The following is a 656-nucleotide window of genomic DNA, read 5'->3' on the forward strand; positions in this document are numbered from 1 at the left end:
AATTCTCTTTTTAGAAAAGTAGGAATCAAAATTTAACTACACTTAAAATTTTTGACAGACAATAATTTTTAAATCCGGTCGTTTTTTTTAATATAAATGTAAGTTTTTGATTTACAGGATTAGTAGTTAATACAATAAAAACTAACTTTATATTTCTGAATTAGTAACGCTTTTTTATTTGCCTTACGAATAATATAACAAAATCACCTAATTTAGGTATTGTAAGATTTATTTTTGTTGTTTACTTTTGTGTGTAATTAACAAGAAAAAAGTTAAGAGATTGAGTATTGAAGTAGAAATTAATTTTAAATTAAATTTTAACGAATGAGACGAAGCCGGCCAGCCAAAGAGCAAAGCTTACAAGTATTTTCTAATATGATATCTAATAAGGTTCATAACGGATTTACTTTGGAAGAGCGAAATGATGAATTCCTTTTTGCAGTATTGTCAAAAGGAGGGAAAGTAGTAAACCATGGCTTAAATTTTATTATTTTTTGCCTTACGTTAGGATTGTGGTCGTTTGCATGGCTTTACCTTACTTTTGAAGCATCAAAACAGAGAAAAGTACTAGTGGCTATTGATGAAGACGGTTTTCCTTTTGAAGAGAAGTGTTTAGTAGCCTAGAAAAAATTGTAATTAAATAAAATCAGCCATAT

1 protein-coding gene is annotated in these 656 nt (G+C 27.7%); it reads left to right on the plus strand.

From position 1 onward, the window contains the following. The first annotated feature begins 324 nt into the window (after positions 1-324). Positions 325-624: a hypothetical protein gene (locus B0A68_RS24200; RefSeq protein ID WP_035683911.1), complete on the plus strand. Its 300-nt coding sequence runs from the start codon at positions 325-327 to the stop codon at positions 622-624. Positions 625-656: the final 32 nt, after the last annotated feature.

This window comes from Flavobacterium reichenbachii (assembly GCF_002217435.1).
Taxonomy (GTDB): Bacteria; Bacteroidota; Bacteroidia; order Flavobacteriales; family Flavobacteriaceae; genus Flavobacterium; species Flavobacterium reichenbachii.